The organism is Streptomyces sp. NPDC051578, assembly GCF_044454045.1.
Lineage (GTDB): Bacteria > Actinomycetota > Actinomycetes > Streptomycetales > Streptomycetaceae > Streptomyces.
In genome coordinates this window covers 343,845-368,353 of the sequence record NZ_JBITDH010000005.1, presented here as the reverse complement: position 1 = coordinate 368,353, position 24,509 = coordinate 343,845, and the positions used below count along the sequence as shown (strand labels likewise).

24 protein-coding genes and 1 pseudogene are annotated in these 24,509 nt (G+C 71.7%); 16 read left to right on the top strand and 9 right to left on the bottom strand.

Features of this window, described 5'->3' with window-relative positions; all coding sequences use genetic code 11:
- Positions 1-42: 42 nt before the first annotated feature.
- The 4 genes from ACIA6C_RS23335 to ACIA6C_RS23320 are packed head-to-tail and all read right to left on the bottom strand — an operon-like array spanning position 43 to position 4,911.
- Positions 43-1,080, bottom strand: coding sequence for a peptidogalycan biosysnthesis protein (locus ACIA6C_RS23335; protein ID WP_399278569.1), 1,038 nt, complete (start codon positions 1,078-1,080; stop codon positions 43-45).
- Complete coding sequence (locus ACIA6C_RS23330) at positions 1,077-2,330, bottom strand: MFS transporter (protein ID WP_399278567.1); 1,254 nt, start codon at positions 2,328-2,330, stop codon at positions 1,077-1,079. The genes ACIA6C_RS23335 and ACIA6C_RS23330 overlap by 4 nt, the downstream gene beginning before the upstream one ends.
- Positions 2,327-3,652, bottom strand: a complete 1,326-nt coding sequence (locus ACIA6C_RS23325; RefSeq protein ID WP_399278565.1) for an acetyl-CoA carboxylase biotin carboxylase subunit family protein — start codon at positions 3,650-3,652, stop codon at positions 2,327-2,329. The genes ACIA6C_RS23330 and ACIA6C_RS23325 overlap by 4 nt, the downstream gene beginning before the upstream one ends.
- A gap of 5 nt (positions 3,653-3,657) precedes the next feature.
- On the bottom strand, positions 3,658-4,911 hold the full coding sequence (locus ACIA6C_RS23320) for an ATP-grasp domain-containing protein (protein WP_399278563.1): 1,254 nt from the start codon (positions 4,909-4,911) through the stop codon (positions 3,658-3,660).
- Between the two features lie 217 nt (positions 4,912-5,128).
- Between ACIA6C_RS23320 and ACIA6C_RS23315 the strand changes: the two genes are divergently transcribed.
- Positions 5,129-6,583, top strand: coding sequence for a coproporphyrinogen-III oxidase family protein (locus ACIA6C_RS23315; RefSeq protein ID WP_399278561.1), 1,455 nt, complete (start codon positions 5,129-5,131; stop codon positions 6,581-6,583).
- Positions 6,580-7,779 carry a DUF1152 domain-containing protein gene (locus ACIA6C_RS23310; protein WP_399278559.1) on the top strand — a complete coding sequence of 400 codons (1,200 nt, stop codon included), beginning with the start codon at positions 6,580-6,582 and terminating at the stop codon, positions 7,777-7,779. Before ACIA6C_RS23315 ends, ACIA6C_RS23310 begins: the two co-directional genes overlap by 4 nt.
- A gap of 53 nt (positions 7,780-7,832) precedes the next feature.
- On the opposite strand, the gene ACIA6C_RS23305 is transcribed toward ACIA6C_RS23310, so the two are convergent.
- Positions 7,833-9,716, bottom strand: coding sequence for an APC family permease (locus ACIA6C_RS23305; protein ID WP_399278557.1), 1,884 nt, complete (start codon positions 9,714-9,716; stop codon positions 7,833-7,835).
- Positions 9,717-9,941: 225 nt separating this feature from the next.
- On the opposite strand from ACIA6C_RS23305, the gene ACIA6C_RS23300 reads away from it, so the two are divergent.
- The 7 genes and pseudogenes from ACIA6C_RS23300 to ACIA6C_RS23270 all read left to right on the top strand — a co-directional run bounded on the left by ACIA6C_RS23300 (position 9,942) and on the right by ACIA6C_RS23270 (position 15,615).
- Positions 9,942-10,085 carry a hypothetical protein gene (locus ACIA6C_RS23300; protein ID WP_399278555.1) on the top strand — a complete coding sequence of 48 codons (144 nt, stop codon included), beginning with the start codon at positions 9,942-9,944 and terminating at the stop codon, positions 10,083-10,085.
- On the top strand, positions 10,082-10,171 hold the full coding sequence (gene kdpF, locus ACIA6C_RS23295) for a K(+)-transporting ATPase subunit F (protein ID WP_361132165.1): 90 nt from the start codon (positions 10,082-10,084) through the stop codon (positions 10,169-10,171). The genes ACIA6C_RS23300 and kdpF overlap by 4 nt, the downstream gene beginning before the upstream one ends.
- Positions 10,172-10,177: 6 nt before the next feature.
- A complete protein-coding gene (gene kdpA, locus ACIA6C_RS23290) occupies positions 10,178-11,842 on the top strand; it encodes a potassium-transporting ATPase subunit KdpA (protein WP_399278552.1) in 1,665 nt (554 codons plus the stop codon).
- Complete coding sequence (kdpB, locus tag ACIA6C_RS23285; RefSeq protein WP_399278550.1) at positions 11,839-13,944, top strand: potassium-transporting ATPase subunit KdpB; 2,106 nt, start codon at positions 11,839-11,841, stop codon at positions 13,942-13,944. Before kdpA ends, kdpB begins: the two co-directional genes overlap by 4 nt.
- A 3-nt stretch (positions 13,945-13,947) precedes the next feature.
- Positions 13,948-14,625, top strand: coding sequence for a potassium-transporting ATPase subunit C (locus ACIA6C_RS23280; protein WP_399278548.1), 678 nt, complete (start codon positions 13,948-13,950; stop codon positions 14,623-14,625).
- A gap of 124 nt (positions 14,626-14,749) precedes the next feature.
- Positions 14,750-14,860, top strand: a pseudogene (locus ACIA6C_RS23275) (DNA-binding response regulator); the annotation flags it as partial.
- Between the two features lie 194 nt (positions 14,861-15,054).
- Positions 15,055-15,615: a hypothetical protein gene (locus tag ACIA6C_RS23270; RefSeq protein ID WP_399278546.1), complete on the top strand. Its 561-nt coding sequence runs from the start codon at positions 15,055-15,057 to the stop codon at positions 15,613-15,615.
- 53 nt (positions 15,616-15,668) lie between these two features.
- Here the strand turns inward: ACIA6C_RS23270 and ACIA6C_RS23265 are convergent, their stop codons facing one another.
- Entirely contained in the window at positions 15,669-16,634 is a 966-nt protein-coding gene (locus ACIA6C_RS23265; protein ID WP_399278544.1) for a pirin family protein, read from the bottom strand.
- Between the two features lie 107 nt (positions 16,635-16,741).
- On the opposite strand from ACIA6C_RS23265, the gene ACIA6C_RS23260 reads away from it, so the two are divergent.
- From ACIA6C_RS23260 to ACIA6C_RS23230, 7 genes are all read left to right on the top strand, one after another.
- Positions 16,742-17,131: a tetratricopeptide repeat protein gene (locus ACIA6C_RS23260; protein WP_399278542.1), complete on the top strand. Its 390-nt coding sequence runs from the start codon at positions 16,742-16,744 to the stop codon at positions 17,129-17,131.
- 93 nt (positions 17,132-17,224) lie between these two features.
- Positions 17,225-18,433: a methyltransferase gene (locus tag ACIA6C_RS23255; RefSeq protein ID WP_399278712.1), complete on the top strand. Its 1,209-nt coding sequence runs from the start codon at positions 17,225-17,227 to the stop codon at positions 18,431-18,433.
- Between the two features lie 39 nt (positions 18,434-18,472).
- Positions 18,473-19,264, top strand: coding sequence for a MerR family transcriptional regulator (locus tag ACIA6C_RS23250; protein ID WP_399278540.1), 792 nt, complete (start codon positions 18,473-18,475; stop codon positions 19,262-19,264).
- Between the two features lie 126 nt (positions 19,265-19,390).
- Positions 19,391-20,053: a DUF6230 family protein gene (locus tag ACIA6C_RS23245; protein WP_399278538.1), complete on the top strand. Its 663-nt coding sequence runs from the start codon at positions 19,391-19,393 to the stop codon at positions 20,051-20,053.
- Complete coding sequence (locus ACIA6C_RS23240) at positions 20,044-20,556, top strand: DUF6114 domain-containing protein (protein ID WP_399278536.1); 513 nt, start codon at positions 20,044-20,046, stop codon at positions 20,554-20,556. Before ACIA6C_RS23245 ends, ACIA6C_RS23240 begins: the two co-directional genes overlap by 10 nt.
- Positions 20,553-21,203: a hypothetical protein gene (locus tag ACIA6C_RS23235; protein ID WP_399278534.1), complete on the top strand. Its 651-nt coding sequence runs from the start codon at positions 20,553-20,555 to the stop codon at positions 21,201-21,203. The genes ACIA6C_RS23240 and ACIA6C_RS23235 overlap by 4 nt, the downstream gene beginning before the upstream one ends.
- Positions 21,204-21,411: 208 nt before the next feature.
- On the top strand, positions 21,412-21,738 hold the full coding sequence (locus ACIA6C_RS23230; RefSeq protein ID WP_366080263.1) for a DUF2087 domain-containing protein: 327 nt from the start codon (positions 21,412-21,414) through the stop codon (positions 21,736-21,738).
- Here ACIA6C_RS23230 and ACIA6C_RS23225 read toward each other — a convergent pair.
- From ACIA6C_RS23225 to ACIA6C_RS23215, 3 genes are all read right to left on the bottom strand, one after another.
- Positions 21,711-22,475 carry a metallophosphoesterase gene (locus ACIA6C_RS23225; RefSeq protein ID WP_399278532.1) on the bottom strand — a complete coding sequence of 255 codons (765 nt, stop codon included), beginning with the start codon at positions 22,473-22,475 and terminating at the stop codon, positions 21,711-21,713. The two genes, ACIA6C_RS23230 and ACIA6C_RS23225, sit on opposite strands and share 28 nt — an antisense overlap.
- Before the next feature lie 115 nt (positions 22,476-22,590).
- A complete protein-coding gene (locus tag ACIA6C_RS23220; protein ID WP_366080261.1) occupies positions 22,591-24,021 on the bottom strand; it encodes an NAD(P)/FAD-dependent oxidoreductase in 1,431 nt (476 codons plus the stop codon).
- A 42-nt stretch (positions 24,022-24,063) separates the two neighbouring features.
- Positions 24,064-24,471 carry a thioredoxin family protein gene (locus ACIA6C_RS23215; RefSeq protein ID WP_399278529.1) on the bottom strand — a complete coding sequence of 136 codons (408 nt, stop codon included), beginning with the start codon at positions 24,469-24,471 and terminating at the stop codon, positions 24,064-24,066.
- Between the last annotated feature and the right edge of the window lie 38 nt (positions 24,472-24,509).

Below are 24,509 nucleotides of genomic sequence, written 5' to 3'. Positions count from 1 at the left end.
GGCCAGATCCACCACGCGGGGCCCGGGCCGCGCGCAGGGCCGTCAGCCCCTCCGGAGCGAAGGCTCCGGCTCGGCGGAGGGCCGGTCGACCAGGGCGTACAGGGCGGACACCCGGGCGCCGCGGCGGCGTTTGGCCTCGATGGCCGTCATGCCCGCGTGCAGGGCGGTCGTGCCGTGGGCGTAGGCGTCCTCGACGGGCAGGTAGTACATGAGGTTGAAGTACAGGTGGGGTGCGGGGTGGCTGCGGTCGAAGGCGACCGCGCGGATCCACGTCGTGGTCCCGTAGTGGTAGTAGAGGCAAAAGCCGGTCATCCGGTGTCCGTCGTAGGCCGCCACCACGCGCGCTTCACTGCCCATCGCCGTGGCCTGCCGTTTCAGCAGGGCCGTCATCGCGTCGATCCCGTCCCGGTCGTGCCCGTGGTCCTGCTGGTGGCCGGCGAGGAGGACGCCGGCGTCCTCGAAGCAGTCCGCGAGCGGCTGCCGGCGCACGTCCAGGGCGGCCGAGGCGAAGTCGCGGCGCTCGCGGCGTACGCCGGGGCGGCGCTGTGAGGGCAGGGAGGAGATGTAGTCGTCGATGCCCGTGCCGGGGAGGGGGATGAGTGCGTCGTCCTCCAGGTGGAGGGCGGGAGCCGGGTAGAGGGGGGCGAGCCGGGCGGCCGCCGGGGTGGTGAGGTAGGGCCACCAGTGCGTCGTGCCGTGGTGGTCGGCGAAGCGGCGTACGGCGTCCCGCAGGAGGGCCAGGCAGGCGTCGCGCCGCTCCGGGCCGAGGCCGGGGGCGGTGAGCGGGGTGTTGTGGTAGCCGCGCCTCGCTCCGGCGATCACGCGGGGCCGCAGGTGCGGGGGCAGCACGGTCTCGGGCTGGTAGCTGTCGTTGGGTTCGTCGCGCACCAGGTAGAGGGGGGTGGCGGCGAGCAGGGTGCCCGCGCGGTCCCGTACGAGCGCGTACGCGCAGGTGGCGGTGGGGTCCTCCTCTTCGCCGGCGAGCCAGCGGTGGGAGAGGTAGAGGCCGGCCGGCCGGGCGAGGTGCTCCCACTCGGCGGCGGGCACCTCGTGGATGGACTCGATGATGCTCGTGATCAACGGGGATTCCTCCGGCGGTGGCGGTTGGGCGCTCTGAGGGCGGGCGCGGCGAGTGCGCCGACCAGGCAGGCGGCGGCTTCGACACCCCACGGGAGGAGGGGGCCCGCCTCCAGCAGCCCGGTGAACAGGGCGGGGGCGGCGACCATGCCGACGGCCCAAGAGAACTGGTAGAGGCCCTGGGTGAAGCCCCCGGCCGCCTGGGGGGTGAGGCTGACGGACAGTTCGCTCAGGGCCGGGCCGAGGAGGATCTCCGCCACGCTGAACAGGGTGATCGCCACGATGAGGGCCGCCCAGGCGGCGGAGGCGGCGCCGGGCAGTGCGGGCAGCGCGAACACCCCCATCCCCGCGGTCATGACCAGGTATCCGGCGGCCACGGCGCGGCGGGGCACCTTGGGCGCCAGGTGTGCGGTGACGGCCGTCGAACACGCGGAGACGATGACGGTGTTGACGACGAACAGCGTGCTCGCCGCGGAGGCGGGGAGCCCGAGGGCGCGGGTGGTGTAGACGGCGACGAGGACGGCGAGGACGGCCTGCGCGAGGACGTAGGGGATGTTGACGGCCACGAGCAGCAGGTACCGGCGGGTGTCGTCGGTGCGGGTCACGAGGGCAGTGGGCGACGCGCCGTCCGGTTCCGGCGGCTCGGTGGCGAGGGCGGCGAAGCAGGCGGCGGCCAGGAGGTAGGTGGCGGCATCGGCCGCGATCATCCAGCGCAGCGAGCCGTTACCGAACACGGTCAGGGCGCCCGCCGCGGCGGCGGACCCGGCGGCGAGCCCGATGTTGCGCAGCGAGCCGGTGAACGCGAACCAGGAACGGCGTTCGCCCGCCCGTGTGACGTGCGTGATCAGGGTGCGCTGCGCGGTGAAGTACATGTTGATGCCGGCCTGCACGAGCACGTACGCACCGGTGATGTGCCACGGCCGGCCGGCGAGCAGGAACAGGGCGAACCCGGCGGCGGAGAGGATGTTCGCCCATACGACGACGCGTTTCGGCCCGAAGCGGTCCATGAGCCGTCCGGCGAGGAACGTGACGGGGAGCGCGAGGGCCTGTCCCGCCGTCATCGCCGCGCCCACCTGGGCCAGGGGCAGGCCTTGCACGTCGGTGAAGTACAGCAGTCCCAGCGGCAGGAGCATTCCGTTGCCGACGGAGTCGATCAGGTTGCCGGTGATGAACAGTCCGTGCCCGCGCAGCACGGGCAGGCCGAGGCGATCCGCCGCGGTGCGCGGGCGGCGGGTTTCGGTGGCCGCGCTCACCGGTTCAGCAGGGAGCTGATCTTGGCCATGACACCGGCCGCGGGGAAGCCGGTCGCCTCGTGCAGCTGCGTCAGGGACTTCACGGTCCGGTCCTCCTCGCCTTCCGCGAGGGTGATCACCACGATGTCTCCGTGGGAGGCGCCGTCGATGACCAGCTCGTGCGCGGTGACCACCCGGACGCGTCGGCGGAGTTCTTCGGCCACCGCCGGCGGGATGCCGTCCCCGGCGAGGAACTCGATCGCCCATCCGGTCCGTTGTGCCGGGCCTCCGGTGAAGGGGAGGCCGCGGGCCAAGCGGGCGAGGGAGGTGAAGGTGTTGGTGCCGGACGCGGCGCACGAGAGGGTGGTGGCGCCGCCGATGCGCGGGTTGACCTCCAGGACCACGAACCGGCCGCCGGTGTAGATCATGTCGACGTTGACCGACCCGTGCACTCCCAGGCTTCCGCAGAACGCGGCCAGTGTGTCGGCCACTTCGGCGAAAGCGGCGTCCGCCTCCGCGCGCGGGCCGCACCAGCGCAGGTCGGCGAAGGTGAACACGGGCTCCGCCCCTGCCCGGCCGGTCCAGCACAGGGGAAGGACCTGGTAGGAGCCGGGGCGCCCCACGATGTCCACGCTGCACAGGTCACCTTCGACGACCTGTTCCACCACGGCCGACACCGCCGTAGAGGCCGCTGCCGGCACCGCCGCAGAGGCCGCTGCCGGCACCGCCGCCGGGGCAGCCTCCGAGCCGGGTGCGAGGTAGCCGTCGAGGTAGGCGTCGAGATCGGCTGGTGAGCGCAGGGGCCGGATGCCCATGCTGGTCGAGTCCCATACGGGCTTCGACATCAGCGGATAGCCGATCCGTTCGGCCTCCACGCGCAGTGCGTCGCGGTAGCCGGGCACCGCGAGGCCCCGCCCCGCCAGCAGATCGGAGTCGACGCGGAAGCCCTCCGGCACCGACAACCCCGCCTGCCGGCACAGTTGCTTGGTCTCCCACTTGTCCACCAGCCGCATCGTGGCCGCGAGCGGTGTCATCACCGTCGGGATGCCCGAGGCGTCCAGGAAGGCCTTGGCCGCGGCGTCACGCAGCGCGTTCTCGCACGGCAGCGAGATCGACACCGCCGCATCCGCCCCCCAGGCGGCGACCGCGGCCGCGAGCTCCCGCGGGGTCACCCCCCGATCGAGTCGTTCCGTGTAGCCGGGGAAGTCCTCGTCGCCGACGGCTGCGCCGGTGTGGAACAGCCCGGCCTCGATCCCGTCGGCCGCGAGGGCGCGTACGGCCTGCTGGATGTAGGGGTCGGCGCGCCGGATGTGTACCGACCGTAAGAACGCGATCTTCCGCACCGGTCTCAGCCCACTTCCACTCGGGACCGGGCAGCCACCCGGTCGGCCAGTCCACGCGCGCGGTCAGCCGTTTCCGCACGGGCCACCACGTGCCCGATCCGGCAGGTCGAATCCACCGGCTCCGGCACCACCTCACCGGGCCGGAGGTGCACCTCGCTGTGCGTGCCGGGCAGGTCCGGGATGACCACCTGCCGCAGCACCCCGCCGTGCTCCGGGAGCAGGAACCGGATCGACGCCGCGTCCGTACGGGAGGCGGCGGTGTCGGGCACCAGGCCGAGCACGGCCTGGAGGTGGGCGACGGCTTCGCTCACACCCGTCGCGGCCTCGACGACCTCGCACAGGTTGTCCCCCGGCAGGCGGGCACCGGTCTCGATCACGTACGGCGTCTGCGTACCCGGAGGGATCTTCAGCTCCGTGTGCGCGATCCCGTTGCGGACGCCGACGGCGAGCGCCGCCCGCGCCGCGGTGTGCTGCACCTTCCTGACCAGCGGGGCGGGCAGACCGGAGGGGCAGGTGTGTCCGGTCTCGATGCGGTACCGGCCCTCGGTGGTGTCCTTCGCGACGACGGGCAAGGGGTAGGCCACCCCGTCCGCGACCACGGTGTCGCAGGAGTACTCGTCCCCCGCGACGTACTCCTGGAGCAGGGCCCGGCTGTCGAGCTCCAGGCCGTGCGGGTGGGCGTGCGTGTACTGCCGGGCCGCGCCGACCGCCTCGGCGAGGCGGTCGGGGCCGTCCACCACGGACACGCCCCACGAGCCGCCCTGTTCCGCGGGCTTCACCACCAGCGGCCATCCCAGCCCGTGCGCTCCTGCCACCCGGTGTGCCTCGGCGCCGTCGTGCGCGACGGCCCAGCGGGGGGCCGGGACCCCGGCGGCCGCGAACACCTCACCCATCAGGATCTTGTTCCTGGCCGCCCGGGCGAGCCGGGGATCGTTGCCGGGCAGGCCGGTCCGCTCGGCGAGCAGCGCGGCGAGCGGGGTGAACAGCTCGAAGCAGGGGGCCACGGCGGCGATGCCGTGACGGCGGCAGAACTCCTCCATGTCCCCCAGGGCCCTCGGGATGTCGGTCAGGTCCGTCGCGCACACCCCCGCGAGCGCGGCCCGCAGCCAGTCCGGATAGCCGTCGTGGATGTCCTTGTGGGTGGCCGCGAAGAGGCGCACACCCAGCCGGCCGGCCGCCTCGACGAGGAAACGCCCCGCGTTCCCCATCGGCTCGACCACCAGCACTCCCGGCCCGCGCGGGCCCGCCCCGATTGTCATTCCTCCAGCAAAGCCGTGGGGCGGGTGTGGCGGCTATGGGCCTGACGAACGAAAACAACTCGCCTGATCGGGGCGGCCTTTGGAGCAATCACCAACGAACTGACCAGTAGACATGGGGTATTTGGTGGGCCCACCCGATGGAATCGGACAAGCGTCCCGTGATCGGATCGCCAGGCCGGGAAAACTCGCGGCCGCAACCGTCCGGGAAGGCAACATCGTGACCAGCAGCCTGCACCAGCAGCTCGCCGACCACATCGACCAGGGCGTCATCCCGCCCTACCAGTACTCGTACCCGCCCCGCTCCACGTACCGCCCCCTCCCGGAGGGCAAGTGGAGCATCCCCGACGTGTGGGCGAGGGATCTCGCCAACTACCAGGTCCCCGAGCTCAACCTGTACCTGCACGTCCCCTTCTGTGACCGCAAGTGCGGTTTCTGCAACCTCTACACGATCATCAGCACCGACGAGGACGTCTACGACGCCTACACCGACGCCCTCTGTACCCAGATCCGCGATCATGCGGAGATCATCCAGGCCCGGCGCTTACGGACCATCTACATCGGCGGCGGCACCCCCGCCCTGCTCAAGCCCCGCCACTTCGAGCAGATCTTCAACACCATCGGGGAGATCTACCCCAACTGGCGTTCCACGGCGGAGGAAGTCGCCGTGGAAGCCACCCCGTCGTCGATCGCCGACGCGCCCGACGAGTTCAAAGCCCTCATCGACATGGGCCTCACCCGCGCCAACGTCGGCATCCAGTCCCTCGTCCCGCGCGAGATCCGCGAAGCCGGCCGCGGCGGCGAGGACGAGGACGTCATCCGCCGCGCCGTCCGCACCGCACACGAACTCGGCCTGCCGGACCTGTCCACCGACCTGATCATGGGCTTCGCGGGGCAGACCCCCGAAACCTGGCGCCAGAGCGTGGACGAGCTGGCCGCACTCCAGCCGACGACCATCAGCACCTACTTCCTCACGGTGCGGCCGGACGCCTGGTTCTCCAAGACCGGCGCCTACCAGTACATGTGGCAGCCCGAGTTGTACGAGCGCTACGACTACGCCCGCCGGACCTTCCTGGACCACGGCTACGTCCAGGAGGGCTCCGTCCGCTACAAGAAGCCCGGCCGCGGCGGGTACGTCCAGAAGGTGCTCACCTTCCACGGCGTGCCCCTGCTCGGGCTCGGCGTCGGCGCCCGCTCGTACACCAGCGTGCTCGACTACATGTGCGGCAGCGTGAAGCCCTCGACGGCCGAGGCCGCCGACTACATCAAGAAGGCCAAGAACCACGAGCTCGCGCCCGTGACCGGCTTCGAACTGACCGGCGAGGAGATCGTCCGCAAGCGCCTGGTCCTCGACACGTTCGACCTCGACCTCACGGAGCTCGACCGCTTCGGATACCAGAAGCACGCCGCCGAGTTCGAGGCCGTCCTCGAAGCTGCCGAGTCCAACGGGCTCGTCCACCGCCTCGGCCGCCGCGTCCAGCTGACCCCCAAGGGCTTCAAGTACCGCGACGTGCTGTCCTGGATGTTCTACTCCCGAATGGTCAAGGACCTCGACCGCGAGTACTACGAGGACCTCCACGCGGCGAACGAGCGGGCACGGCGGAACATGGGGGCGACGCCCGTACGGATCACCGGCATCGATCTGCACGAGCGCGGGCGCGAGGGAGCCGCGTGAGCGATCTGTACATCGCGGCGGGCGGCGGTGGCGATCCCGTGGGGACGCTCATCGCCGCCCGCACCCTCACCGCCGGCCTGGCGAATACGGCAGACCCGGCCGACCCGGCCGACCCGGACGGTCCGGCCGGTCCGGCCGGTCCACCGCTGATCGCCACCTACGCGTGGGAGCGCCCCGAGGTCGACCCGACCTCCCGCCCCCTCGGAGAGCGCGACTTCGACAGGCTCCTGCGCGAAGGCGACGGCAGCGGGCGCCGCCGCTTCGCGGCCTTCACACCGGCCACCCGCGCCCGCCGGCCGGCCGGATCCACCATGCCCGGCCTCGCCCGGGACCTGCCCGCCCGGCTGCTCCTCCTCGACCCCGCCCGAGGGCTCCCCTGTCTGTCACGGCAGATCGAATCCATGGCCGAAGCCGCGGGCAGCCTCCGGATCCGCATCGTCGACATCGGCGGCGACATCCTGACCCACGGCGACGAGCCCGGCCTGTGCAGCCCGTTCGGGGACGCCCTCACCCTCGCCGCGTGCCACCTCACCGGTATCCCCACCACCGTCCACGTCGCGGGGCCCGGCCTCGACGGAGAGATCGGTGAGCGGCCCCTCCTCGAACGCCTCGCCGCGAGCCGCCCCCTCGTCCCCGACCGGGACGCGGCGGCAGCGGCCGACCGCGCACTGGCCTGGCACCCCTCCGAGGCGTCCGCGCTGTGGGCCGCCGCGATCCACGGCGCCCGCGGCGCCGTCCGCACCGTCAACAGCGTCATCCACCTCACCGAGGTCTCCCCGGGGCTGTACCCGCTGCCGCTCCGGGATGCCATCGGCCACAACCCGGTCGCCCGGGCCCTCGTCGACGAGCACCCGGCGACCCTGGACGCCGCCGCCGGGATATCCCACCGGCTCACCGGCATTCCCGGGCTGGAGAGCGAGCGCACCCGAACCCCCCGGCAGGACCCGCCCGCCGGCGGAATCACCTTCCTCGACCGGGATGAGGCCATGAAGACACTCCGCGAAGCAGCGCACGGAGCCGACCACGTCACCCTCCGCTACGCCGCCCGCACCCTCGGCCTCGCCTGGACGGACATCCCCGCCCTCCGAACCGTCCTCACCACGCACACCCCTCTCCTCCGCCTCGCCCGACCCCCCGCACGCTCCTCGACCCGCCCCGCGAAGGCGCAGGTCAGCGCTCGCGGCCACGCGACGTGACCCGGGCCGCCAGGAGGGGCGGGGCCGGGGGCGGGGCCGGCATCGCAGGCCGGTCAGCGAGCGTCGGCGGTGATGCGGAAGCGGAGCCGGCAGATCACGGCGTCGGTGTCGCGGCGGACCGCGTGGGCGACGACGGAGCCGCGCTGGTTCTGGAGCAGCCGCTGCCACACGCGGGCCGGCTCGGTCTCCGGGATCAGGACGGTCACCTGGGCGTCCGGATGGGACTGGGCCAGCTTGCGCACGTACGACGACAGGGGGCGGCCGAGCGAGCGGGTTTCCGAGGAAATCTCGATCAGCTCGACGCCGGCCTTCCACAACTCCCAGTCCCGCCTGAGGGCTTCGGCTGCCTCATGGTCCTCGGGGGACGGGTGGGTGACCGTCACGGCGAAGACGTCATCGCCGAGTGAGCGGGCGGCCGTGAGCGCCTGGCTGGTCAGGCGGGACAGACCGGAGACGGGCACCACGACCAGGGAGCGCGAGCGCCGCGGAGCCTGCGGGACCCGGCCGAGCTCCAGGCGTTCACCGATCTCCGTGTACGCGCGGTGGATCTTCTCGAAGCCGACAACGAGCAACGGCAGTGCGACGACGATCAGCCAGGCGCCCTCGGTGAACTTCGTGGCGGTGACGACGACGGCCGAGGCACCGGTCAGCAGGGCACCGAAGCCGTTGAGGGCCGCCTTCGCCTGCCAGCCCCGCGGCCGCTCCCTGTACCAGTGACGGACCATGCCGACCTGGCAGATGGTGAAGCCGACGAAGACACCGATGGCGAAGAGCGGGACGAGGGTGTTGGTGTCGCCACCCGAGAAGACGAGCAGGAGAGCGGAGACGGACGCCAGCCAGACCACGCCGTGGCGGTGGACCTGGCGGTCCGCCTTGAGGGCGAAGACGTGCGGCAGGTGGTGGTCGCGGGCCAGGAGGCCCATCAGGACGGGCAGCCCGCCGAAGGAGGTGTTCGCGGCGAGCGCGAGCAGCACCATCGTGGCGAACTGGACCACGTAGAAGGCGAGGTCGTGGCCGAAGGAGGCGTCCGCGAGCTGGGCCAGTACGGTCACGCCCTCGACCGGCTGGAGGTGGAAGCGGCCGATGAGGACCGACAGGCCGATCAGCATCACGCCCAGGAGCGCGGCGAGAGCGACCTCGGTGCGCTGGGCCCGGCGGGCCGCCGGAGCCCGGAACGACGGCACGGCGTTGGCAACCGCCTCGACGCCCGTCAGCGCCGAACAGCCGGCGGCGAAGGCCTTCAGCAGCAGGAGCGCGCCGACGGTGGTCGCGCCCTCACCGAGGGCGGAGGCGTGCCCGGCGGCGGACGCGGTGCTGACGGGACCGTCGCGGAAGAATCCCACGACGACCATCGCGAGGATCGAGGCGACGAACACGGCGGTGGGTACGAGGAAGGCCCTGGCGGATTCCGCGACCCCGCGCAGGTTCACGGCGGTGACCAGGACGAGGATGCCCAGGCAGATCCACACCCGCTCCCCGTAGAGCTCCGGGAACGCCGACGTCAGGGCGGCCACGCCGGCCGTGACGGACACGGCCACGTTCAGGACGTAGTCCAGGATCAGCGAGGCCGCGGCGATCAGGCTCGTACGCCGGCCCGGGTGCTTCCTGGCCACGGCGTACGCGCCCCCGCCCTCCGGGAAGGCGGCGATGACCTGCCGGTACGAGGCCACCAGCACCGCCAGCAGCGCGGCGATCGCGAGGGTGACGGGGAGGGTGAAGCCCACGCCGTGGGCACCGGCCGCGGCCAGGACGAGCACGATCGACTCCGGGCCGTACGCCACGGACGCCATCGCGTCCAGCGACAGCGCGGCCAGTCCTTGGAGGGCGGTCAGCCGGTGACGGTCGCCTCCCGCGGGCGCCCGTACGCCGGTATCAGGAGGCTCCTCCGTGCCCGGGGTCTGTCCTGCCGTGCCCGGCTTTCCCATGTCTATGGACATCTTTCGCTGTTCCTCCGTTGGACCACGTGAGGACAGCGTCGCAATGCCGCGGGCGGATCGCCCGTGCTCTTGGCGCCGTCCATACGACCGCCGCTGCGGTATTCACGCGCCTTTGACGCCGCGGCGGGGCAGCCGGCCGGCGCTTCCCGTCAGGGTGCCGTCAAGAGATCCCCCGCGGCCGTATGGACTCCGTCAAGGCGGCTTAACTCCGGGCTGGGGACGCGATTGTCTCGTCATCGGCCATCTGGCCGATTTCATCTCATCCACATCATCCAGGAGCTCACGGTGGCCGATCTGGCCTTCGTCGTCACCACGATCGCGGTGTTCGCGCTGGTGGCCCTCATCGCCCGGGGGGTGACCAAGCTGTGACCGCCGAACACATCGTCGGCCTCGTCGTGGCCGTCTCCCTGCTCGGATACCTCGTCCTCGCCCTCGTGTACCCGGAGAGGTTCTAGCCACCGATGAGTCCCGTTCTCGCTGGTGTGCTCCAGCTCCTCGCGCTGACGGCCGCGCTCGCGCTGGCCTACCGGCCCCTGGGCGACCACATGGCCCGCGTCTACTCCTCCGGGAAGCACTACCGCCCGGAGAAGTGGATCTACAAGGCGATCGGCGCCGACCCGACGGCCGAGATGCGCTGGCCCGCGTACCTGCGCGGCGTCCTCGCCTTCTCCGCGGTCGGCGTCCTGTTCCTCTACGCCCTCCAGCGCGCCCAGGGGATCCTGCCCGGCTCGCTCGGCTTCCGGGCCATCGACCCCGACCAGGCCTTCAACACCGCTGCCTCGTTCGTGGCGAACACCAACTGGCAGTCGTACGCCGGCGAGCAGGCCATGGGCCACGTCGTGCAGACCGGCGGCCTGGCGGTGCAGAACTTCGTCTCCGCCGCGGTCGGCATGGCCGTGGCCGTGGCCCTCGTACGGGGCTTCGCGCGCTCCCGCACCGGCGAACTCGGCAACTTCTGGGCCGACCTGGTCCGCGGCACCGTCCGGATCCTGCTGCCCGTCTCGGTGATCGGCGCGATCGTGCTGGTCGCCTGCGGCGCGATCCAGAACTTCGCGGGCATCCACGGGGTCGGCCAGTTCCCGGGCGGCACGCAGCAGTGGAACGGCGGGGCGGTCGCCTCGCAGGAGGTCATCAAGGAGCTGGGCACGAACGGCGGCGGCTACTTCAACGCCAACTCGGCCCATCCCTTCGAGAACCCCACCCCCTTCTCGAACCTGTTCGAGGTCTTCCTGATCCTGGTCATCCCGTTCGCGCTGACGCGCACCTTCGGCCGCATGGTCGCCAGCCTGCGCCAGGGCTACGCGATCCTCGCCACGATGGCGACGATCTGGCTCGCCTTCACCGCGCTGATGATGTGGACCGAGTTCGCGCACCACGGCCCGGCCTTCGAGGCCGCCGGCGGGGCGATGGAGGGCAAGGAGACCCGCTTCGGCATCGGCGCCTCCGCCATCTTCTCCGTCGCCACCACGCTCACCTCGACCGGCGCGGTCAACTCCTTCCACTCCTCCTTCACCGGACTCGGCGGCGGCATCCAGCTGTTGGGCATGCAGCTCGGCGAGATCGCGCCCGGTGGTGTCGGTTCCGGCCTGTACGGCATGCTGATCATGGCGGTCATCGCCGTGTTCCTCGCGGGTCTGATGGTCGGGCGGACGCCCGAGTACCTGGGGAAGAAGATCGGCACCCGCGAGATCAAGCTCGCGGCCTGCTACATCCTCATCACCCCGGCCCTGGTGCTCTGCTTCACCGCCGCGGCCATGGCCCTGCCCACCCCGCCCCACTCCATGCTGAACTCCGGCGCGCACGGGTTCTCCGAGGTCCTCTACGCCTACACCTCGGGCGCCAACAACAACGGCTCCGCCTTCGCGGGACTGAACGCCGACACCCAGTGGTACAACTCCACGATCGGCATCGCCATGCTGCTGGGCCGCTTCCTCCCGATGGTCTTCGTCCTCGCGCTGGCCGGCTCGCTCGCCGAGCAGAAGCCCGTCCCCGAGACGGCGGGCACCCTCCGTACCGACAAGCCGCTCTACACCGGCCTGCTCGTCGGCACGATCCTCATCGTCACCGGTCTGACCTACTTCCTGGCCCTGGCGCTGGGTCCGCTCGCCGAAGGACTCGCATCATGAGCACCGCCACACCCACCAGGGCTCCGCACCAGGACGTGCCCACCGGACACAAGCCGGGCACCGGACGCGTGGACGGCGGCCTGTTCGATCCGCAGCAGCTGCTGAGGTCCTTCCCGGACGCCGTCCGCAAGCTCGACCCCCGAGTCGTGATCAAGTCGCCGGTCATGTTCGTCGTCCTGATCGGCTCGGTCGTCACGACCGTGCTGGCTTGTCTGGACCCGACGGACTGGTTCGGCTGGGCCATCACGGCCTGGCTGTGGCTGACCACGATCTTCGCCAACCTGGCGGAGGCGGTGGCCGAGGGCCGGGGCAAGGCCCAGGCCGACACGCTGCGCAAGGCCAAAACCGACTCCGTCGCCCGCCGGCTGGCCGATGACGGCAAGGGCGAGGAGCAGGTCCCGGGCACCGACCTGCGCATCGGTGACCTGGTGGTCTGCGAGGCGGGCGACATCATCCCGGGCGACGGTGACGTCGTCGAGGGCGTCGCGTCCGTGGACGAGTCCGCCATCACGGGCGAATCCGCCCCCGTCATCCGGGAATCCGGCGGCGACCGCAGCGCGGTCACCGGCGGCACGAAGGTCCTCTCCGACCGGATCGTCATCAAGATCACGACGAAGCCCGGTGAGACCTTCATCGACCGCATGATCGCCCTGGTCGAGGGCGCGGCACGACAGAAGACGCCCAACGAGATCGCGCTCAACATCCTTCTCGCCTCCCTCACGATCGTCTTCCTGCTGGCGGTGGTCACCCTCCAGCCGTTCGCGATCTACGCGGGCGCCGAACAGTCGATGATCGTGCTGACGGCCCTGCTCGTATGCCTGATCCCGACCACCATCGGCGCGCTGCTCTCCGCGATCGGCATCGCGGGGATGGACCGCCTCGTCCAGCGCAACGTCCTGGCCATGTCGGGGCGTGCGGTCGAGGCCGCGGGCGACGTGTCGACGCTGCTCCTCGACAAGACCGGCACCATCACCCTCGGCAACCGCCAGGCCTCGGAGTTCGTCCCGGTCAAGGGCGCGACGGAGGCCGAACTCGCGGACGCCGCCCAGCTGTCGTCCCTCGCGGACGAGACGCCCGAGGGCCGTTCCATCGTCGTCCTGGCGAAGGAGAAGTACGGGCTGCGCGAGCGCCACCAGGGCGAGCTGTCGCAGGCCGAGTGGATCGCCTTCACCGCCCAGACCCGTATGTCGGGTGGGGACGTGGACGGCAAGCAGACCCGCAAGGGCGCTGCCGGCTCCGTCATCAGCTGGGTGGAGGAGCAGGGCGGCGAGGTCTGCGACGACGCAGGACTCCTCGCCGGCACGATCTCCGAAGCCGGCGGAACCCCGCTCCTCGTCGCCGTTCGGGACGAGCAGGGCGCCCGCGTCCTCGGTGTCATCCACCTCAAGGACGTCGTCAAGGAGGGCATGCGGGAGCGGTTCGACGAGCTGCGCCGCATGGGCATCAAGACCGTCATGATCACCGGGGACAACCCGCTCACCGCCAAGGCCATCGCCGAAGAAGCGGGTGTCGACGACTTCCTCGCCGAGGCCACGCCCGAGGACAAGATGGCCCTCATCAAGCGGGAGCAGGCCGACGGCAAGCTCGTCGCCATGACCGGCGACGGTACGAACGACGCCCCGGCGCTCGCCCAGGCCGACGTCGGCGTCGCGATGAACACGGGCACCTCGGCCGCGAAGGAGGCCGGGAACATGGTGGACCTGGACTCCAACCCCACCAAGCTCATCGAGATCGTGGAGATCGGCAAGCAGTTGCTGATCACGCGTGGTGCCCTGACCACGTTCTCCATCGCCAACGACGTCGCGAAGTACTTCGCGATCATCCCCGCGATGTTCGCCGTGGTCTACCCCGGCCTGGACAAGCTCAACATCATGGGCCTGCACTCGCCCGAGTCGGCGATCCTCTCCGCCGTCATCTTCAACGCGCTGATCATCGTCGCCCTGGTCCCGCTCGCCCTCAAGGGCGTCCGGTACAAGCCGACGAGCGCCGACAAGATGCTCCGCCGCAACCTCGGCCTCTACGGCATGGGCGGTCTGATCGCCCCGTTCATCGGAATCAAGATCATCGACCTGCTCATCTCCCTCATCCCCGGAATCGGCTGAGCCATGAACAACTCCGTAGGAAACACCGCTCGTCTGCTGTGGGCCGGTCTGCGCGCCCTGCTGGTTCTGACGGTCGTCTGCGGCGTCCTGTACCCGCTGGCCGTCACCGGCTTCGCCCAGGTCGCCTTCGGTGACACGGCCAACGGCTCCGAGATCAAGGACGGGAGCGGCCGGGTCGTGGGATCCTCCCTCATCGGCCAGACCTACGACCTCCCCAAGCAGAACCCCGACGACCCGGAGGAAGCCGCCAGGCCGGACCTCAAATGGTTCCAGCCGCGTCCCTCCAACGGCCTCGGTTCCAACAGCGTCAACACCCGGTACTCGCTGCTCCTCTCCGGCGCCACCAACAAGGCGGGCGACAACCCGGACCTGGTCAAGCTGGTCGAGGACGCCAAGGCCGCGGTCGTCGCCGCCAACACGACGGCCTCGTACACGGTCAAGCCGGAAGACGTACCCGCGGAGGCCGTCACCTCCTCCGGCTCCGGCCTCGACCCGGACATCTCCCCCGCCTACGCCGAGCTGCAGGTCCACCGGGTCGCCGAGCAGAACAAGCTCGACGTCGAGCAGGTCGAAAAGCTCGTCGCCGACCACACCACCGGCCGCACCCTCGGCTTCATGGGCGAACCCCGCGTCAACGTCCTCGAACTCAACATCGCCCTCAAGGCACTGACCAAGAGCTGATGTTCCCCCTCGCACGGACCGGTGGCGGGCGGGGCGCGGAACTCCCCCGGCTCACGCCGGGAGGGTTCCCCGGCGTCCCGCCGGCCGCTCACCGTGCCCGCGACGAAGGAAAGGCTGCACACCGATGACCCGGGTGCTGGTGGCGGAGGACGACCCTCAGCTCGTCCGCGCGCTGAAGATCAATTTCCAGGCGCGCAAGTTCGACGTCGTGGAGGCCTGCGACGGCGGCCCGGCTGCGGGGCGGCCGCCCGCAGGCAGGAGCCGGCTGCCGCCCCGCGGCCCGACAAGGCCGCCGTCGTGACGACCGATGAGTCGATCTTTGACGCGGCACTGACGAAAAGGCCGTCGGAATCAAGACGGCGTAGCCGGCACGTCAGCGGTGCGTCAGGGTCCGCCCCAGAGGCTTCCGCCAGCCCTAACGTCGCTCTCATGGGAAGACGTTTCACTCACGCCCCGACCCGCGCACAGGGCTCCGAAGCGGCGCCGCCCGGACCCTTCGCACAGGACGTCCACTGGGCCGGTGAGAGGCGCTCGGCGATCGGTGTCGCGTTCATCCTGCTCACGGTCCTGTTCGCCATGGACGCGGGCTTCGGAGAGCTCAACGTGGCCCGCGGCGCCCTCTGGACGGGGCTGGCCGGCCTTCTCCTCGTGGTCTTGCACCCGCCTCGGGTCTCCGTACGGCCCGGTCTGCTGATCACCCGTGGACTGCTCGTCACGGACACCGTCCGAACCGACTCCCTCGTCTCGGTCCGGTGGTCCGACGGGGTGGCCCAGCGGATGGTCCTCCGGGACACGGAGGGGAGCCAGGTCGAGATCGATCCGACGATCATGATCCGCAACCCGGCCATGTGGCACCGCCTCGACACGGACACCCGCACGTCCATCCGGTCCGGCACCCTGCTGCGCGGCGTGACCGCACTGCGACAGCTGGCGCAGCGCATCGACCGCGAGACGGCCCACACGGTCTTCAAGGTCTCCGGCCTGCGGTGACCGGCTCGTAGCCTCGCCCGGTCTCCAGGGCACCCGAGACCGCGGCGGGCAGTTCAGCGCACGCGGCCACGCGGCTTGAGGCGGGTCGCCGGGAGGGGCGGCGCCGGGATCGGAGGGCCGTCGTAGCCCTTGACCTCGCCGTAGCGGGTGCCGTTCGTCCAGTCCTGGCGGAACTGTTCGATGTCCTCCTGGGAGCGGCCGATCCAGTTCCAGAACATGACGATCTCCTCCTCGAACGGTTCGCCGCCCAGGAGCATCACGCTCGCGTCCGAGGAGGCGCGCAGGGGGAGTTCCGTGCGGCCGCAGCCGAGGTAGAGCATCGAGCCCGGCATGAGGGGGACGCCGTCGACGTGGGTCTCGCCCGACATCGACAGGACCGCGTACTCGAAGTCCGGGTCCAGCGGCAGCCGGGTTTCGGTGCCCGCCGTCAGGGCGAGGTCGGCCCCCACGATGGGGGTGTAGGCGGTGCCGGGCGAGGTCGCCTCGTCCAAGGTGCCCAGGATGACCGTCGCCGTCAGGCCCGGGGCCGTGACGCGCGGCAGGTCCGCGTGGTGCTGGAAGTGCGGGGCCACGTCGCGGTGGGCGTCCGGCAGGGCCACCCACAGTTGGGCGCCGTGCAGGAACCGGGCGTGCGGGCGCGGGCTCTCCTCGGAGTGGCTGATGCCGCGGCCCGAGGTCATCAGGCCCAGCTCGCGCGGGCGGATCGTCGCGAGGCTGCCCTCGCTGTCGCGGTGCAGGACCTCCCCCTCGTGCAGCCAGCTCACGGTCTGCAGACCGGAGTGCGGGTGGGGCGCCACCTGCATGCCCGGCTCGTCGGCGATGTCGTCGGGACCGTAGTGGTCGACGAAGCACCAGGCCCCCACCATCCTGCGGCCCAGGTTGGGCAGAAGCCGGCGCACCTCGGTGGACTCCCCGAGCTTGACCGTCCGCGGGCTGAGGAGCTCACGTACCGGCTCGGCGACGACGAAACCGCGGCCCCCGCAGACGGAGAGGGCGGGCTGGCGATCGAGATTGCTCATACCGCACAACTTAGTACCGCCGGGGCCGCCGCGTTCCATGGAATGTGCGGGGAAGCCACCGTGTTGGAGGGACCGGACGCACCACCTGAACGGCGGAAGGAACGGTCATGGACGCCAAGGAGGCCCGGGAGGCCCAGGACACCGCGCGCGACGCGCAGGCGGCGTACTACGGGCACGGGACGGCCGCCGAGCGCTGGGCGCGGGGCAGCCTGTTCTTCGACGCGAAGGAGTACGCGACGGCGGCCCGCGTCCTGGCCACGCTGACCGCCGAGGCCCCCGAGCAGCTCGCGCCCCGGTTGCTGCTGGCCCGCGCCTACTACCACTCCGCCCAGCTCTCGCGCGCCGAGCAGGAGCTGCGCGCCATCCTGGAGCGCTGGCCGGTGGAGGACTACGCGCAGCTGATGCTCGGCCGCACCCTGGAGCGCCAGGGCCGCTCCGCCGAGGCGGCCCCGTACCTGCGCATCGCGGCCGCCATGGCGGGCGAGCTGCCTGCCTGAGGGCCGTCCGCGACACCGGGCCCGCGGCCGCCCGGCCCCGTCCGTGCGGGGCCGGGCGGCCGTCTCGGATAGCCTGGGGCCAATATGAACCGTCTGACCACGCCTTTCGGCTCCTACGAGCTCACCCGCTTCCCCCAGGACCCGCGCGACCGGCTCCGCGCCTGGGACGCCGCCGACGAGTACCTCCTGCAGCACCTCGCGTCCGGGACCGGGGACCGCGGACCGGTCGACCTCGGCGGCGGCCGGCAGATCACCGTGCTCGGCGACCGCTGGGGGGCGTTGACGACCGCCCTGGCCGCCTACCACCCGACGCAGATCACCGACTCCTCCCTGACCCGCTCGGCCACCATGGCCAACCTGGACCGGGCCGGGATCGGCACCGCCAAGGACACGGTGACCCTGCTGACGACGCAGGACGAGCCGCCCGCGCGGATCGACGTGCTCCTGGTGCGGGTCCCCAAGAGCCTCGCGCTGCTGGAGGACCAGCTCCACCGGCTGGCGCCCAGGCTGCACGCGGACAGCGTCGTGGTCGGCACCGGCATGGTCAAGGAGATCCACACCTCCACGCTGCGCCTCTTCGAGCGGATCCTGGGGCCGACCAAGACCTCGCTCGCCGAGAAGAAGGCGCGCCTGATCTTCGCCGCGCCCGCGCACGCGGCGAGCACCCCAGGGGCGAAGACGGGCGGCGCGTCCGCCCCGTGGCCGGTGACGTACACGATCGACGAGGACGGCGGCTCCGGCGCCGGGCTGACCGTGGTCAACCACGCGGGCATCTTCTGCGCGGACCGGCTCGACGTCGGGACCCGCTTCTTCCTGCAGTCCATCCCCACCAACACCGACGGCGCCCGCGTCGTGGACCTCGGCTGCGGCAACGGCGTCATCGGCACGGCGGTGGCGGTCGCCGACCCCCGGGCGGAGGTCGTGTTCACCGACGAGTCCTACCAGGCGATCGCCTCGGCGAAGGCCACGTTCCGTGCCAACGTCACGCGCGACCGCGACCGGGCCGACTTCCTCGTCGGCGACGGCGTGGCCATGCTCGACCCCGGTTCCGTGGACCTCGTCCTGTGCAACCCGCCGTTCCACTCCCACCAGGCCACCACGGACGCGACCGCGCTGCGGATGTTCGCGCAGTCCCGCAAGGTGCTGCGGCCGGGCGGCGAGCTGTGGGTGGTCGCCAACCGCCACATGGGCTACCACACCCACCTCAAGCGGCTCTTCGGCAACAGCGAAGTCACGGCGAGCGAGCCCAAGTTCGTGGTGCTGCGGGCGGTCAAGCGGATGGAACGGGAACAGCGCCCGTAGGGCCCAAGTGACCTGCCGGTACGTCCTACACTCGGCCGCGTGGGCAGCCAGGTGAATCAGGACGAACCGGACGACGGCCGGAGCGGCGGCAGCCGTTACCGCCGCGAGGACGTGGCACGGGCGGCGGGCGTCAAGGTGCGCAACCTTCGCTACTACCAGGAGCGCGGGCTGCTGCCCCCGCCCCGCCGGGAGGGCCGGCTCGCCTGGTACTCGGACGAGCACCTGGTGCGGCTGCGGCTGATCAGCGACCTGCTGGGGCGCGGCTACTCCGTCAACGGCATCGCCGAGCTGCTGGACGCGTGGGAGCAGGGCGGCGGTCTGTCCCAACTCCTGGGTCTGGAGCGGGCGATGGCCGACGGCTGGGAGCAGGAGGAGCCGGTCACCATGACCACGGCCGAGCTGGGTGAGCTGTTCGGTCCGGCGGGGACGGCCGAGGACACCCGGCGGGCGGTGGAGCTGGGTTACGTACGGGTCGAGGGCGACCGGGTCACGCACCGCAGCCGGCGGCTGCTGGAGGCGACGCTGGCGCTGGTGCGCCAGGGCGTGCCGCTCGCGGAGATCCTGGACGCGGGGGACTTCGTACAGGATCAGGCGGCGGCCCTCGCCGACCGGTTCGTCGGGCTGTTCCGGCGGCACGTCATAGGTCCGGACGGGCTCGTCGGCGCGGACGGCACGGAGCGACTTTCGGCCACCCAGCTGGATCACATCTCTGGGGCGGCCGCGGCGCTGCGGCCGGTGGCGGGCGAGGTCGTGGCCGCCGAGTTCGCCCGCGCGATGGCCCGGCGGGTGGAGGCGGAGATAGCCGAACTGCTGCGTGCGGAGGCCGAGTAACGGCCTACGGGGCAGTAGGACTCGGCCGAAAAGGTACGTTCGAGCAACCTTGCCAACCCCCATTGGCACTCTTACATTCAACTCGTCGGTAACAAAGGTGCACAGCCGAGATACAGGGACGATCTCATGGCAAGCTCACCGAACTTATCCGAACCACCCGGTACCGGGGACACCACCGGCGGGGACGACCGAAGGGGCACCGGACGGGTCCGGTGGCGGCGTTTCGCCCTCCTGACCGTGCCCGCCGTGGCCGTGACCGCAGGCCTCGGGATCGCCCTCGCGCAGGGCGCGCTCGCCGCCTCATTCGCCGTCTCCGGACAGCAGTTCAAGGTGTCGGCGAAGAGCCTGGAGGGCGAGGGCTTCGCGCAGTACGGCAGTGTCGACGTCAACGCCCGCGAGGACCTCATTCCCGTGGCCGTCACCGCCATCAAGGAGGCCAAGCTCCACAGCCTGTGCCAGTCGGTGGTGACGACCCTCCCGCTCATCGGGGACATCTCGCTCAACCTCACGGCGGGCGGGAAGGACCCCGTGGAGGCGAGCAACCTGTTCGTCGACGCCACCCAGCTCTCCGGTGACGCCGTGTTCAGCAACATCGAGATCGGCCGCGACGCGTCGACGCTCGACAAGGGACCGACCGAGGCGGTGGGCATGCAGGACCTGTTCGCCCAGCAAGCGGACACGGTCGCCATCAGCAATCTGCACCAGACCGCGTGGGCCACCAACGCGGGCACCTTCAAACTCTCCGGGCTGAGCATGGGAATCAGCAAGGGGAAGAAGGAATGCTTCTGAGCGGTCGCCGCAACGGTCGCATGGACGGGCGCCGGCCGTCGTGGCGGCGCTGGCGGCGCGGCAGGCCCTTCTGGGGCGGGCTGGCCGCCATCGCGGCCGGGGCCTGGATCTGCGTGCTGCCGCTGGCCCCGTTGAAGATCATGCTCCAGCAGGGGGTGGCAGGGATCCCGTCCGTCCTGATGGGGATCGTCATGATCGTCCTCGGGCTCACGGCGTGGTGGGCCCCGCACCAGCGCACCCTCGCCGGAATCCTCACCACCCTGATCGCGACCGCCGCCCTGGTCCTGTCGAACCTCGGCGGCTTCCTGATCGGCACCCTCCTCGGCATTCTCGGCGGCGGCCTGATCTTCGCCTGGCAGCCGTACGCCACCCCGCGCGCCCCGGACGCCACCGAGGCCGCGGAACCCACCGCTTCCCCGGGCCCCATCCCCGGCCGGGACGCGGCAGCGGACCCCACCCGCTCCCCCACCCCGCTCCACGATTCCCAAGGAGTACAGCCATGAGCCGTACGCGCACCGCGCTCGCCCTCGGGATGGCCGCCGCAGCGGCCCTGACCGTGGCCTCCACCTCCGCGACCGCCACGCCCTTACCGCTGGCCGGGTCGACCACCGTCACCCCGGCCGGACACGCCTTCCGGGCCACGCTCAGCGGCAAGGCCACCCTCAAGGCCGGTTCGGTGACCGTGACCTGCACGGTCTCCGTCTCCACCGGTACGGTGCCGGCCGCCCCCGGCAACCACAACGCGGCCGGGCCGGTCTCCTCGCCGATCTCCCCGCCCACGTACAGCTCCTGCACGTCGAGCATGCCGGGCGTCACCCCGACGGTGACCACCAGCGGCGCCTGGTCGGTGTCGATGCAGAACGGCTCGCCCGCCACCGCCACCATGACGGTGCCGACCGGCGGACTGGTCGTCCACACCACCGGCCTGGCCACCTGTACCGTCACGGCCGCCCCGACGGGGCCGGCGAACGTCGGCGGAGCCTGGGTCAACGGCGCCCCGTCCAGCCTGACCTTCACCAACGCCTCGGTGCCGGTCACCGTAACCGGCACGTTCGGCTGCCCGACGAGCGCGACGTCGTCCACCTTCAACGCCCTCTACAACGTCACCGACACCACCAACCCGGCGCAGCAGATCACCGTCGCCCCCTGAGCCCCGCGCACCACGAGCGGGTCCGCCGGCCCCGGATGACCTCCGGGACCGGCGGGCCACATCCAGGCCGGGCGCCCGGGCCACACATCCGGGCCGGGCGCCCGGGCCACACATCCGCGCCGGCCGAGGCGGCCATACGCCCGGGCCGAACGGCGGGCGCCGTCAATTGCGTTGCGCGACCCGTGCCGGCCGGGCGAAGCTGCACGGCATGTCAGAGAACACCGAAACGTCACAGCCCGCCCGGCCCGAGGACCGGGGCCCGGAGCCCCGCCGCCCGCGAGGTGTCGAGGACCTCTTCTCCCACGGCCGCCTCACCGCCGTTCCGCGCAAGGCGGCCCGGCGCGAGCAGTTGCTGGCCCACCTCGGCGAAACCCTCTTCGTCCCCGGGCGCGAGTACACGGAGCCCGAGGTGAACGACGCCCTGCGCACCGTCCACGAGGACTGCTCGGCGCTGCGCCGCTACCTGGTCACCTCGGGCCACCTCGTCCGTACCCGCGACGGCAGTAGCTACCGGCGGTCCACGACCACCCGGTAATGGGTCGTCAGCCGCCCGTCCTCCCCCAGTACATGGAACGCGACGACCGGCGGCTCGTCGAGGTGGACGTGCTCGTCGGGGCCGCTCTGCGCCTCCCACGGCAGCCGCGTCGTGGACACCACGCCCGGCGCCACCAGCAGCGGCCGTCCCGCGAACGTCGTGGCGGCCCCGGTGTGGGCGTGGCCGCAGAGGAACGCCTTGAGGTGCGGGTGCCGTGCGGCGAGCGCCGCGAGCCGCTCCTCGCCGAACTGCCGGATGCCGTCCACGTACGGGATGTGCAGGGTGACGGGCGGGTGGTGGAAGGCCACCAGGACGGGCACCTCGCGCGGGGTGCCGGCGAGGACCCCCTCCAGCCACTCCAGCGTCGACTCCTCCAGGAAGCCCTGGTGTTCGCCGGGCACGGAGGAGTCGCACACCGCGAGTACGAAGCCGTCGCCCCGCACCACCTGGTTCACCGGCTCCGCGGTCGGCTCCGCCTCCCCGAGCAGGCCCTGCCGGAACGCGAGCCGCTCGTCGTGGTTGCCCGGACAGATGACCGCCGGGTGGCGCGAGCGCAGCACCTTGCGGGCCTCGTCGTACTCCTCGGGGGTGCCGTGATCGGCGATGTCACCGCTCACGAGCACCGCGTCGAGGTCGTAGGGCAGGCCGTCGAGGTACTCCATGACGGCGCGGGCGCGGTCGGCGGCACGTGCGTCGCCGTCGAAGTGGACATCGCTGAGGTGGGCGATCACTATCACGGGCGGTGGCTCCTTCGTTACGTCGGTGCCGCCCATCCAACCGGCCCTGCCGCCCGCGTTCCAGGGCCAATTGATCATCGGCGGCCTCCGACGCCGCAGCCGAGGCGGCGGCCCCCTACCCGCGATACGTCTCCAGCAGCCTGAGCCAGATCTCGCTGACGGTCGGGAACGCCGGGACCGCGTGCCACAGCCGGCTGATCGGCACCTCCCCGGCGACGGCGATGGTGGCCGCGTGCAGGAGTTCCGCCGCGCCCGGCCCGACGAAGGTGGCGCCGAGCAGCACCTCCCGGTCCAGGTCGACGACCATCCGGGCCCGGCCCGGGTACGGGTCCGCGTACAGTCCGGCGCCCGAGACCTTGCCGAGGTCGTAGTCGACCGCGCGGACCCGGTGGCCCGCCTTCTGCGCCTCGGCCAGGGTCAGGCCCACGGCCGCGGCCTCGGGGTCGGTGAACACCGCCTGCGGCAGGGCCGCGGTGTCGGCGGTCGCGGTGTGAGCGCCCCAGCGGCCGGTGTCGGCCGGTTCCCCGCCTGCCGCGCGGGCCGCGATGACGGCGCCCGCGATCCGGGCCTGGTACTTGCCCTGGTGAGTGAGCAGCGCGCGGTGATTGACGTCGCCGACGGCGTAGAGCCAGTCGTGGCCGTGGACCCGGCAGCTGTCGTCGACACCGATCCAGTCGCCGGGGGTCAGGCCCACGGTGTCGAGCCCGATGTCGTCGGTGCGCGGGGCGCGGCCGGTCGCCATCAGCAGTTCGTCGCCCTCGACGGTCTCGCCGCCTTCCAGCACGACGGTGACGGGCCCGGTCGCCCCGTCCCGTACGACCGCCTCCACCGCGACGTCCGTACGGATCTGCGCGCCGGCCTCGCGCAGCGCCCCGGCGACCAGTTCCCCGGCGAACGGTTCCATCCTCGGCAGCAGCCCCGAGCCGCGTACGAGCACCGTGACGCGGGAGCCGAGGGCCTGCCAGGCCGTCGCCATTTCGGCGGCGACCACGGACCCTCCGACGATCAGCAGCCGCTCCGGTGCCTGACGGGCGGAGGTCGCCTCCCGGCTGGTCCACGGGCGGGCCCCGGCGATCCCGGGGAGTTGCGGGATCACGGCCCGGGTGCCCGTCGCGATCACCACGGCGTGGCGGGCGGTGAGGACGTGGTGCTCGCCCTCGGGGCTGGTGACGGCTACCTTGCGGATCCCGTAGAGCCGGCCGTGACCCCGGTAGAGATGGGCTCCGATGGAGTCGAGCCAGTCGAGCTGGCCGTCGTCCTTCCAGTTGCCGGTCCAGTAGTCGCGGTGCGCGTACACCGCCTCCGCGTCCAGGGCGCCCCCGACGGCGCCCGCCAGGCCGGGGACCCTGCGCGCATCGGCCCGGGCCAGCACCGGGCGCAGCAGTGCCTTGCTCGGGATGCAGGCCCAGTACGAGCACTCCCCGCCCACGAGCTCGCTCTCCACCAGCGCCGTGCTCAGCCCGGCCGCCCGGGTCCGGTCCACGAGGTTCTCGCCGGCCGGTCCGCCGCCGAGCACCACCACGTCGTATTCCACCGCTTCGGTCATGCGGCCAGTGTCGCCGGGGGCCCGGGGCGCCGGCGGGCAATTTCAGGCCTCCGGCGTGCCGGAGCCGCCCTGCTCCGTGCCCGCTCCCCCGGGCCGGTCCGAGGCGATCTTCGCCCGGACCTCGTCCATGTCCAGGGCGCGAGCCTGCGCGATGAGGTCGGTCAGCGCCGCCTCGGGGAGCGCGCCGGGCTGCGCGAAGATCGCCACCTGGTCCCGGACGATCATCAGGGTCGGGATCGAGCTGATCTGGAAGGCGCCGGCCAGCTCCTGCTGCGCCTCGGTGTCCACCTTGGCGAAGAGCAGGTCCGGATTGGCCTCGGAGGCCTTCTCGTAGACCGGCGCGAACTGCAGGCAGGGACGGCACCAGCCGGCCCAGAAATCGATCAGCACGAAGGGGTTGTCGCTGACCGTCCGGTCGAAATTCTCCTTGGTGAGCTCGACTGTCGCCACGGTGTCCGAACCTCCTGAGGTAGCCGGTTGTCCTGCGT